This window comes from Thiohalocapsa halophila (assembly GCF_016583825.1).
GTDB lineage: Bacteria > Pseudomonadota > Gammaproteobacteria > Chromatiales > Chromatiaceae > Thiohalocapsa > Thiohalocapsa halophila.
Map to the genome: position 1 here is coordinate 1 of NZ_NRRV01000063.1, position 10,862 is coordinate 10,862.

Below are 10,862 nucleotides of genomic sequence, written 5' to 3' on the forward strand. Positions count from 1 at the left end.
CTCGCCCCTCGCCCCTCGCCCCTCGAAACTCGACACTCCAAAACAATGACTTCCGCCAAAGTCCTCCAGAACAAGCTCGATTGGACGCGCGACAGCGCCGACTGGCCGAACCGCGATGCCAGCCGCTTCGTCGAGGCCGGGGGGCTGACCTGGCATGTGCAGGTGGCGGGGAGCGGGCCGGTGCTGCTGCTGCTGCACGGCACGGCGGCCTCCACCCACTCCTTCGGCGGGCTCTTGCCGCTGTTGGCGCAGCGCTGCACCGTGGTCTGCCCGGACCTGCCCGGGCACGCCTTCACCGGGACGCCACCGCCTGCGGAGATCTGCCTCAGCTGCATGGCGGCGCAGCTCGGCGCGCTGCTGCGCACGCTGGCGCTGGAGCCGGAGATCGGTGTCGGCCATTCTGCCGGCGCGGCGGTGCTGGTGCAGATGGCACTGGACCGCCTCATCGAGCCGCGGCTCATCGTCAGCCTGTCCGGTGCGCTGATGCCGCTGACGGGCTTCGCCGGCAAGTGGTTCTCGCCGGCGGCCAAGCTGTTCGCCCGCAATTCCTTCCTGCCCAGGTTCTTCGCCAACGGCGCCCGCAAGGACCCCAAGGGCGTGCAGCGCCTCGCCGACAGCACCGGCTCCAAGCTCACGGAGCGCGACATCGCCTTCTACCGCCGCCTCATCGCGAGCCCGGGCCACCTCGCCGCCGCCCTCAATATGATGGCCAACTGGGATCTGGAGCCCCTGGCCCGGGACCTGCCGGAGCTGGACCCGGAGCTGCTGCTGGTGGCTTTCGGCAATGACAAAACCGTCCCGCCGGCCGAGGCCGAGCGCGTGCTGGCCGCGGACCCCCGCGCCCGCCTGAAGCTCGTCGGCGGCTTCGGCCACCTCGCCCATGAAGAAGACCCAGGCTATGTCGCGGAGCTGATCTTCGAGGCGGCCGGGCTCGATCGACGGCCATGATGGTACGCCCGTCCACCGCCGTTGGAGCGCCGTCCGCGGCGTGATCGAGGCCAGTCGCGGCGAGGACGCCGCTCCCATGGCGCGCAGTTGCAGGCCGCTGTTGCGATCGGGGCCCGATTCCCCCCACCCGCGGGGGCTCAGACCTTTCGCAGCACATCCAACCGATGTGGCTTCATGAAGTGGGCGCCCGTGGGCGTCAGGTGTGCCTCGAAGGCGGCGCGGATCTCGGCCCGGCGCTGGTCGTCCAGGTCCAGCGCGGTGTGGGTGACATCCAGAAAGCGCCCGGCGAAGCTGGCCCAATCCGGATAGGTGCCGGGCACCTCGATGAAGATCTCGGCCTCGCTGCGGAACCGGCCGGCGGTCACGGCGCGGCACAGCGCCTCGAAGGCGGCCTCGCGCACCGCGCGCTCGTCGTGGATCAGGGCCATCAGGTCGTTGAAGGCCCCCCAGTAGACGGGCTCCGAGAAGAGCGCCGCAGCGCCCGGCCTCAGCACCCGATGGATCTCCGCGAGCGCCCGGTCCATGGCCGCCGCCGGCACATGATGCAGGGACTTGAACATGCACACGGCATCGAAGCTCGCATCCGGCGCGTCGATGGCCTCGGCCCCGCCGAGCACGAAGCGCACCTGCGGCAGATCGTCGACGCCGAGGTTCTGCTGGTGCTGCACCCGGTCCACCTCCGTGGCGACGACGTCCGCAGCGCCGAGCTGCTCCACCAGCGCGCGGGTGGTGTGCGCCGCGCCGCAGCCGAGCTCCAGCACGCGGGCGCCGCGCAGGTCCAGCAGCTCCGCGACGGCGTCGATCTCGGTGGCGGTGCGATAGCGGTCGGGGGCGTTGAGCTGCATTGGGCTTGGGAGCGGAAACGAGTGGTCTAAATTATGGGGACGGTATACTGAATTGTCTTCGGCCTCGATGTCGACAGGGCGTGGGTTGGGCCGACGGAGGAGGGCCGATGCTCGGGTGGCTGCGTCGAGGGCCGCGTCGGGCTTCGTTCCTCAGCCCGACCTACGGAGGACTTTTGGCGCGTCGGGCTTCGTTCCTCAGCCCGACCTACGCAGGACGCTTGGCCAGTCTCAGACGACCGGGCGCGGCCGGCTGAAAGCCGGCGCTCCCGGGCTGCGGCCGGCGCCTGTGATCGGCTGCCGCGGCGGGCTTACAGCGCCAGATCGATGCCGCTCACCAGGGCGCCGGGCAGCAGGGCGCTGTCGGTGCTGCGCCCGTCGTAGGTCTCCGCCGACAAGAGCAGCTCGCGCTCTTGCGTCAGGCCCTCCAGGCGGTCGCCCAGCAGGTGGTAGAGGCTGTCGTCGAAGCGCATCACCGCCAGCGGTGCTACCGGCTCGCCGTGCTCCACCCAGAAGGTGCCGAAGCGGGTCATGCCGGTCATGCGGCAGGCGTTGCGGTCCGACCAGTTGCCGTACCAGAGGTTGCCGATCAGGATGCCGGTGTCGAGCTGGCGCAGGGCCTCCGCGGTGGCGAGGTCGCCCGGCGCGATGGCGAGCGACTCCGGATACTCGGCTGCGGCATTGACGGCGGCGTCGTACTCCTTGGCGCTGCGGGCGTCGGCGAGGCAGTCCTGATACCAGCCCTCCTCGATAAGCGACACCTGCTCGGGCTTGGTGAAGCCTTCCGCGGTGAAGCCGGGGGCGAGGCCGCGCTTGTGCTCTTCGATGACGGTCAGCATCGGGCTCAGCTGCGCCTCGCCGGTGGCGAGTTTCAGCAGCGGCGTCTGCTGGGTGCGATGGTCGCGCAGCCCGAAGCCGCCCCAGGCGAGCAGGTCCATCAGCTCCTGGAGCGCCGCCGGCGCCAGGTAGGCGCGGTAGCGGCCCGGCTCGATGCGCCGCGCCGGGCGGCCCAGCACCGCCAGGTCGGCGCGCTGGTGATCGAGCTTGTGCCGAAGCTGCTCCGGCTGCCAGTCGAAGCCGCAGTAGCTGGCCTTGACGGCCTTGTCGCGGTCCAGATAGCAGGACCAGTCCAGGTTGAAGCTGCGGCTGGCGTGCCAGTGGCGGTGGCCGACGGAGCTGGCCAGCGCCTCCACCACGTCGCCGGCGGCCCAGATGCCCACCAGGTCGAGCCCGTCGGCGAGGTCCGTCAGGGTGCCGACGGCCTCCTCGGGCCGCGGCAGGTCGGCGTCGATGCGCCGCTCCGAGCTGGCCGGCTCGCGGCTGTAGTGCAGGAAGGGGTCGTCCGGTACATGGGCGATGCGCTGGCGCAGCTGCCCGAGCAGGGCGCGGGCGCGGCCGAGATCCCCCGCGGCATCGCCGCCGAGCTGGCAGCTGCCTTCCACCTGGCGGGCGCCGTCGATGAGGGTGAGGCCGAGGTCCGCGGTGTCCACGCTGCCGGCCTGGCGCACGCGGTTTTGGCTCAGGCGCACGAAGTCCGAGCGCTCGGCGCCGAGACCGGCGAAGAGGACTTCGCCGCCGCCCAGGTCGGCTTCCAGGGCCGAGAACAGGTCGAAGAAGCGATCCGGTGTCATAGCCCACCTCCGAAGACGTCGATGTCGCGGAACAGGCACGGCGGCGAGGCATGGCCCACATAGACCGACTGGTTCGGCTCGCCCTTGCCGCAGTTCTGCACGCCGCGCACCTCCAGCGTCTCCGGATTGCCGACGCCGTCGAGGCTGCGCCAGAAGCGCGCGGAGACGCCGCGGTAACCGGGGTTGCGCACCAGGCCCTTGAGCTCGCCGTCCTCGATGAGGCGGCCCAGCTGGCAGCTGAACTGGAACTTGTTGCGGCTGTCGTCGATGGACCAGGAGCGGTTGGTATCCATGAGCACGCCGCGCTCGACGCGGGCGATCATCTCGTCCAGGCCCTCTTCGTTGGGCACCAGGTTGATGTTGGCCATGCGGTCGATGGGCGGGCGGTCCCAGGCGCAGGCGCGGGCGCAGGCGGTGCCCGATAGGCGCGCGCGGCGCTGGGACAGCTCGCCGCCCAGGGGCCGCTCCAGGATGCCGTCGCGAATCAGGTGCACGCGCCGGGCGGGGGTGCCGTCGTCGTCGGCGGCATAGCTCGCCACCTCGCCGGGCAGGGTCGGGTCGAAGGTGACGTTGAGCAGCGAGGACCCGTAGCGGTAGGTGCCGAGCATGTCCGGTGTGACGAAGCTCAGGCCCGCATAGTTGCGCTCGTCGCCGAGGATGCGGTCGAGCTCCAGCGGATGGCCGATGGACTCGTGGATCTGCAGCGTCATCTGACTCGGCAGCAGCAGCAGGTCCATCTGGCCGCTCGGGCATTCCGGGGCCTCGCAGAGCGCGATGGCCTCGCCGGCCACGCGCTCGGCGTCCGCCAGCAGCGCGGCGGTGGCCAGGCGCTCCAGCCCACCCTGGCCGGGGCGGTCGTGGCCGCCGCCGGTGCGGGTCTGGGTCTGGCCGTTGATGTGCGCGGTGGCGGCGAGGCCCGAGTGCACGTACTCGAAGGTCTGGTCGATGTGGGCGCCGTCGCTGCTCACCAGCAGTTGGTTGACACGTCGGTGGCCCAGCCAGGCGGCGCGCTCGACGATGCGCTCGCCGCGGTCGAGGCGGGCGCAGGCGTCGCCGAGCAGGCCGAGCTTGTCGGCGAGGGTCATTTGCGCCCAAGGCTGCTCCACCGGGCTGTGGTATTCGTCGCGGACGCCGCTGCGCGGTGCGAGCTTGGCGTCGAAGAGGCCCAGGCGGGCATGCAGCGCGGCGGCGGATGCCGCACGCTCGGCGGCGGCGGCGAGGCCGGCGGGCGAGAGGTCGGCGGTGGCGGCATAGCCCAGGCCGCCGTCGGCGACGATGGTGACCATGGCGCCGCGGCTGGCGGCGATGCTGCTCGGCTCGGGCACGTCGTCGCGCACGGCGAGGCCTTCGTGCACCTCGTCCACCAAGCGCAGCGTCCAGTAGTCGCAGGCGGGTGCCGCGTCGGCGAAGCGCCGGGCGACGGCACGGAGCTCATCCGGCCTGGGCTCCGGGGATACGGCTGTTGCGGTACTCATGTCGACAGTGGTGAAGCTCGGGTTGTGGGGACGCCCGCAAAAGCGCGGCGCGTGCTCCTTTGTCCATTTAATTATGGGGATGATCCCGGCCGGGTGCAGGTGGGTCGGGGCCGTTTTGCGTGCCGCTCGTCGCCTTGGCGGCGACTGCGGACACGCGACGGCAATACAACGGCAACGCGATGGTCAGCCGGGGCACCGCGGCCTGCGTGCTAACATCCGCGCCCATGCTGACCTACCCAGACATCGACCCCGTCGCCTTCCAGCTGGGCCCGCTCAAGGTGCACTGGTACGGCCTCATGTACCTCATCGGCTTCGCCGCCGCCTGGCTGCTCGGGCGCTGGCGGGCGTCGCGCTCCGGCCCGGGGCCCGGCGCCGGCTGGACCACCGCCATGGTGGACGACGTGGTGTTCTACAGCGTCATTGGGGTCATCGCCGGGGGCCGGCTCGGCTACATGCTCTTCTACGGCTATGACCAGATCCTGGCCAACCCGCTGAACGCGCTTAAAGTCTGGGAAGGCGGCATGTCCTTCCACGGCGGACTCATCGGCGTGCTCATCGCCATCGGCCTGTTCGCGCGCAAGTACCAGCTCAAGTACTTCCAGGTCGGTGACTTCGTGGCGCCGCTGGTGCCGCTGGGGCTCTTCGCCGGGCGCATCGGCAACTTCATCAACGGCGAGCTCTGGGGCCATGCCACCTGGGTGCCCTGGGCCATGCAGCTGCCCTGCGTGCGCTTCCCGGAGTATTGCGCCGGACTGCCGGCGGGGGCCGAATTCAGCCCGCCGCTGCACCCCTCCCAGCTCTACGAGGCCGGGCTGGAGGGCCTGGTGCTGTTCGCGGTGCTCTGGTGGTTCTCCAGCCGTCCGCGGCCGATCATGGCCGTCTCCGGGCTGTTCCTGCTCCTGTACGGGCTGTTCCGCTTTGTGGTGGAGTTTGTGCGCCAGCCGGACGCCCACATCGGCTACCTCGCCTTCGACTGGCTCACCATGGGCCAGCTGCTGACCCTGCCGATGCTGCTGGCCGGCGCCCTCCTGCTGGCGCTGGCCTATGGTCAGCGGGGCTCGAGCCGCTCGACGGACCGCGCAACCGGCTGATAGGCGCCCAAAGCGTCGATCTCCCGCCGTTTGACCTGATCTCCCTCCTCAGCCCTCAGCCCTCAGCCCTCAGCCCCTGCTCAAGGACTCGGATTCGGCTGGCGCGTATGCACGGTCTCGATGTCCTCCAGCACCGCCTCCGAGAGCCCCAGGTCCATGCTGGCGAGGTTCTGCTCCAGCTGGGCCAGGGTCGTGGCGCCGATGATGTTGGACGTGACGAAGGGGCGGCTGGTGACGAAGGCCAGCGCCATCTGCGCCGGGTCCAGGCCGTGCTTGCGGGCGACGGCCACGTACTCGGCGGTGGCGGCGACGGCCTGGTCGTTGGAGTACCGGTTGAAGCGCGAGAACAGCGTGAGCCGGCCCTTGGGTGGGCGCTGGCCATTGAGATACTTGCCGCTCAGCGCACCGAAGGCCAGCGGCGAGTAGGCCAACAGGCCGCATTGCTCGCGGATGGCCACCTCCGCGAGGCCGATCTCGAAGGTGCGGTTCAGCAGGCTGTAGGGGTTCTGGATGCTCACCATGCGCGGCAGGCCGTGGCGCTCCGCGAGCTCCAGGAAGCGCATGGTGCCCCAGGGGGTCTCGTTGGACAGGCCCACGTGGCGGACCTTGCCGGATTGCACCAGCTCGCCGAGCGCCTCCAGGGTCTCTAGCAGCGGCACGCTGTCGTCCTGCGGCGGATGCTCATAGCCGAGCCGGCCGAAGAAGTTGGTCTGGCGGTCCGGCCAGTGGAGCTGGTAGAGGTCCAGGTAGTCGGTGCCGAGCCGGCGCAGGCTGTCCTCGAGCGCCTGCTGGATGTTCGGACGGTCCAGGCGGTTGCTGCTGCCGCGGATGTAGGGCAGCCAGTCGCCGGGGCCCGCCACCTTGCTGGCGATGATCAGCTTGTCCCGGCCGCCGCGCTGGGCGAGCCAGCGGCCGATGTACTCCTCGGTGCGGCCCATGGTCTCGGCCTTAGGTGGCACCGGGTACATCTCCGCGGTGTCGATGAAGTTGACGCCGGCGGCGACGGCACGGTCGAGCTGCTCGGCGGCCTCGGCGGCGGTATTCTGCTCGCCGAAGGTCATAGTGCCGAGGCAAACGGCGCTGACGCTGAGGTCGGTGCGGCCAAGGGGGCGGTATTGCATGGGCGGTTCCGGTTGAGTTGTTCTGCAAAGGCTTGGAGACGGGGTGCGGTCGATCGACGCCCTGATTTGAGCGCGGCGGCGGCGTGGACCAAGGGTGCCACGCCTTTCCGTGTGGAGATCGGCTCGCTCGCAGGCCGCCGCGACATGGATTCAGTACACTGTCACCGAAATCGTCGCCGCACACAGCGCCCGAGCTTCAGGCACCATCCGGCATTAGCGGTCGTTCGGCTGGGGCGTGCCGTGGAAGTAGACCACTGTTAAGTATAATGTCCCCAGGTTTGTGGGCATGCCGCGTTTTTTGGAGGGCGTTACGTAAAACGTCACCATCATTGTGCTGGCCGATTCCGGGGCCTGGCGCAGCGCATGGATGCGCCATTCGGTATCACGTCCCCGTATTTGTGCGCTGCAGGTCGGCGTTCGGCGGTGGGTTGCGGCGCCGCCTTGGTGTTTGTGTTAAGACTGCCGAACCCGATGTTCGGTTAAGAGGAACTCAAGCCGGCGCCACGCACTCTCTGCTCCATGACCCTCGACCCCGCCCTTTTCAGCTCCGCCGCCACCTGGGCCGCCCTGGTGCTCTACCTGGTATGCCTGGCGCTCGCCCTGTGGCTGGCGCCCTGGCGCCGGCTGCTGGCGGCGCGCCTGACGCATGTGTTCTTCGGCGCCACCGTGCTGCTGATGTTCCTGTGGCAGATGGACACACAGGTGCAGCCGGGGCTGGACTACCACCTGCTCGGCCTGACGGCGGTCACGCTGATTCTCAGCTGGTCCTTCGCCGTCATCGCCGCGTCGCTGGCGCTGCTCGGCGTCTACATCAACGGCGGCATGGCCTGGGAGGGCTTCGCGCTCAACGCCCTGGTGAGCGGCATCCTCCCCATCACGCTGACGCAGATCGCGCTGGTGCTGATCCGCCACTACCTGCCCAAGCAATTTTTCGTCTACGTGCTGGTCAACGGCTTCGCCACGGCCGGCCTGGTCGGCGTGGCCATGGGCTACATGGCGGCCTGGCTGCTGGTGGGCAGCGGGGCCTACACCTTCGCCGAGCTGAGCCAGACCGTCCTGCCCTTCTTCCCGCTCATGTTCCTGCCGGAGGCGATGCTGAACGGCTGGATCATGGTCATCCTGGTTGCCTTCCGCCCGGAATGGGTTTACTCCTTCTCCGACGAGCAGTATCTGAAAGGCAAGTGACGTGAGCTGGTTCGGGAAGGTCGTCGGCGGCCTGCTGGGCTTCGCCGCCGGCGGGCCTATTGGAGCATTGCTGGGCGCGACGCTGGGCCACGGCGTCGACCGCGGCGTGAAGCGGCTGTCCGAGGACTACGGCCTGCCCTTCGGCGACCGCCGCCGCATCGAGAGCGCCTTCTTCGCCGCCACCTTCTCGGTAATGGGGCACATCGCGAAGGCCGATGGGCGGGTCTCCGAGCGCGAGATCGCGCTGGCCGAGACAGTGATGTCGCGCCTCCAGCTCTCCGGCGAGCGCCGCAGCGCCGCCATCGCGCTGTTCCGCCAGGGCAAGGAGCCGGGCTTCGATCTGAACGGCGTCATCGCCCGCTTCCGCCGCGAGTGCATGGGCCGGCGCCTGCTGATTCAGTTGTTCCTGGAGGTGCAGCTGCAAGCGGCTTATGCCGACGGCGAGCCCTCCGCCGCCAAGCGCCAGGTGCTGGAGCAGATCCGCGCCGGACTTGGCGTCTCGCCGGTGCTGTTCCGCCAGCTGGAGAATCTGATCCGGATGCAGCAGCGCTTCGCCGAGGGCCGCGCCGGCGGCTGGCAGGCCGGTTGGCAACAGGGCTGGCAGCAGGGCGCCGGGCGCGCATCCGGCGGCAGCGGCGCCGGACGCCGCGCACCCAGCGCCGGGCCCTCGCTGAAGGAGGCCTACGCGGTGCTCGGCGTTCAGCCCAAGGACTCCGACGACGCCATCAAGCGCGCCTACCGCAAGCTCTTGAGCCAGCACCACCCGGACAAGCTCGTCTCCAAGGGCCTGCCGGAGGACATGATCAAGCTCGCGAGCCAAAAGACCCACGAGATCCGCCAGGCCTACGAGATGATTCAGGCGTCGCGGGCGGCCGGTTAGCGGCGGGCGCTCGCCGGCACCCCGACGCGCGGGCAGGAACGATGTCGCCGCGCCGCAGCCCCGGCGGAGCCAAGCCTGCGCGATTGGGTGGCGTTGCGCCCAGTGGGCCTGCGGCTCGTGGAGGGGCTGGTGCGGGCGTGACCGGGCGCGCGGCGAGAACGCCGGCAACCGCGCTGCTGCGACGCGCTCGGCCTCACCGGCTGAAGGGGGATGCGCGCGGCACCGGCTCTATCGCCGCCGCTGTGTTTAAGGGTCTTTACAGTTCCGTCGCACCCAAGCCGAGACCCGCACTCCGGCAGGCGCCGAATGTCTGCGGCGTCCGAAATAAAAAAGTTTTTCTGCCAGCAAGTTATGTGCGAATGCGGCATTCGCAGGACGATTGTTGAGTCGCGGGTTTGCACGGTGCAGCTGTCAGGTTTCTTTACAGTCCCCAGCGATGCGGCCATCCGGGATTGTCCGGTCTGTACCTAAGGGGTTGTTTTTGCGTGCCTCGCATGGGCTGGCGTGAGACTTGCAGCGTTTCGGCGGCGAGCCCTAAGGGCCGGCTACTAAACAGGGGCGGCCAGGGCTAGTGCAGCCCCGAGACGGCCGCTGCTAGCGGGAAATTGCCAATAACGAAGAGCCCGCACGAGCCCGAGCCGCTCCATCGTTCGCTCAGCTATCCACACTGCTTTCCCAAGACACGAAAAATAGGAGATCCCCCTGATGACCTCGACAACCTTTCCACTGAGCGGCCGAGGGCTCGCCGGTGCGCTCATGCTCGGTGCGCTGACGCTCGGGGTACAGCCTGCTTTTGCGACCTTTAAGTCAGCACTGGACAGGGATAACTTTAATCCAGATATCCAGGTATCAGGGTTGGACGTCAGTTATATAGCGAACACCGGTGTCTTTAACCTGACGGCAAACGACGGGGGCGGCTTTTTCACGAACGCGGCGGGGGATTTCGCCGGTTCGGGCAACGCAGATTACAATCTCTCAGCGGTGTTTGGATCCCAAGGTAGCGTTCTCAACAGCGGTTCCTTGACAATCACCGCCGGCACCGGCGGCTTCAACACGGCTGCTGGTTCGATCTCTGATGGAACGGTCATGCTCAGTGGCCAGATCTTCGACTTCGGCTTCAGCGGTAGCGGGGATGGAAACGGCACCTTCGAATTCCTGCTTACGGATCTTGCTAGCGCTGCCCCGGAGCTGGACCTATACCTCGATGACTTTGCCCTGAGCATCGCGTCCACCACCAGTGCTCTAACGGGCTCTGGCAGCACGTTTTCGGACAACAGCTGGCTGGCCGGCGATGTGGACTTTGCGGGGAGCAATCTGACCTCCGATACCTCCGTCCCGGTCCCGGCGACGGTGCTGCTGCTCGGCTTCGGTCTACTCGGGCTCGGCGCAGTCAGGAGGCATAGGCTGCGCGCCGCCGCCTAAGGCATTCGACGCCGACTGGGGCGGGTGCGGGCCGCCGCCCCAGCTCAAGACGCCAGCCCAAGACCCCAGCAGGGCCCAAGCTCGGCGTGACCACCCTGCCTCTACGCCCCTTCCATCCCCGCTTTCACTCGCCGAGCCTCCCCCTTTTTGCAAGCGGTCGCTCCCCCGCCCTTCTGTCTGTGCGACCCCGCCGCGATGCCCCAGCTTCGACCGCTGTCGTTGACCGCCGTTGCGGTGCGTGTCCAGCGGCGCGCGCCCACCTGTGGG

Annotated in this window: 9 protein-coding genes; 5 read left to right on the forward strand and 4 right to left on the reverse strand. The window is 68.9% G+C overall.

Translation table 11 applies throughout. The features are described from left to right. The first annotated feature begins 45 nt into the window (after positions 1-45). Entirely contained in the window at positions 46-948 is a 903-nt protein-coding gene (gene bchO / locus CKO31_RS20190) for an alpha/beta fold hydrolase BchO (protein WP_200240864.1), read from the forward strand. 137 nt (positions 949-1,085) lie between these two features. Here the strand turns inward: bchO and CKO31_RS20195 are convergent, their stop codons facing one another. The 3 genes from CKO31_RS20195 to CKO31_RS20205 all read right to left on the reverse strand — a co-directional run bounded on the left by CKO31_RS20195 (position 1,086) and on the right by CKO31_RS20205 (position 4,896). Next, positions 1,086-1,793: a class I SAM-dependent methyltransferase gene (locus tag CKO31_RS20195; protein WP_200240866.1), complete on the reverse strand. Its 708-nt coding sequence runs from the start codon at positions 1,791-1,793 to the stop codon at positions 1,086-1,088. 308 nt (positions 1,794-2,101) lie between these two features. Beyond that, positions 2,102-3,421, reverse strand: coding sequence for a metallopeptidase TldD-related protein (locus tag CKO31_RS20200; RefSeq protein WP_200240867.1), 1,320 nt, complete (start codon positions 3,419-3,421; stop codon positions 2,102-2,104). Continuing rightward, the gene (locus CKO31_RS20205; protein WP_200240868.1) at positions 3,418-4,896 is read right to left on the reverse strand and encodes a TldD/PmbA family protein; all 1,479 of its coding nucleotides are present in this window, start codon (positions 4,894-4,896) and stop codon (positions 3,418-3,420) included. The genes CKO31_RS20200 and CKO31_RS20205 overlap by 4 nt, the downstream gene beginning before the upstream one ends. Before the next feature lie 224 nt (positions 4,897-5,120). On the opposite strand from CKO31_RS20205, the gene lgt reads away from it, so the two are divergent. Then, positions 5,121-5,987, forward strand: a complete 867-nt coding sequence (gene lgt / locus CKO31_RS20210; protein WP_200240869.1) for a prolipoprotein diacylglyceryl transferase — start codon at positions 5,121-5,123, stop codon at positions 5,985-5,987. 80 nt (positions 5,988-6,067) lie between these two features. On the opposite strand, the gene CKO31_RS20215 is transcribed toward lgt, so the two are convergent. Further along, the gene (locus CKO31_RS20215) at positions 6,068-7,108 is read right to left on the reverse strand and encodes an NADP(H)-dependent aldo-keto reductase (RefSeq protein ID WP_200240870.1); all 1,041 of its coding nucleotides are present in this window, start codon (positions 7,106-7,108) and stop codon (positions 6,068-6,070) included. A gap of 519 nt (positions 7,109-7,627) precedes the next feature. Between CKO31_RS20215 and CKO31_RS20220 the strand changes: the two genes are divergently transcribed. The 3 genes from CKO31_RS20220 to CKO31_RS20230 all read left to right on the forward strand — a co-directional run bounded on the left by CKO31_RS20220 (position 7,628) and on the right by CKO31_RS20230 (position 10,595). Beyond that, the gene (locus tag CKO31_RS20220) at positions 7,628-8,293 is read left to right on the forward strand and encodes an energy-coupling factor ABC transporter permease (protein ID WP_200240871.1); all 666 of its coding nucleotides are present in this window, start codon (positions 7,628-7,630) and stop codon (positions 8,291-8,293) included. A gap of 1 nt (position 8,294) precedes the next feature. Then, positions 8,295-9,173 (forward strand): co-chaperone DjlA, encoded by an 879-nt coding sequence (djlA, locus tag CKO31_RS20225; RefSeq protein ID WP_200240872.1) that lies wholly within the window; start codon positions 8,295-8,297, stop codon positions 9,171-9,173. A 705-nt stretch (positions 9,174-9,878) separates the two neighbouring features. Continuing rightward, positions 9,879-10,595 carry a PEP-CTERM sorting domain-containing protein gene (locus CKO31_RS20230; RefSeq protein WP_200240873.1) on the forward strand — a complete coding sequence of 239 codons (717 nt, stop codon included), beginning with the start codon at positions 9,879-9,881 and terminating at the stop codon, positions 10,593-10,595. Positions 10,596-10,862: the final 267 nt, after the last annotated feature.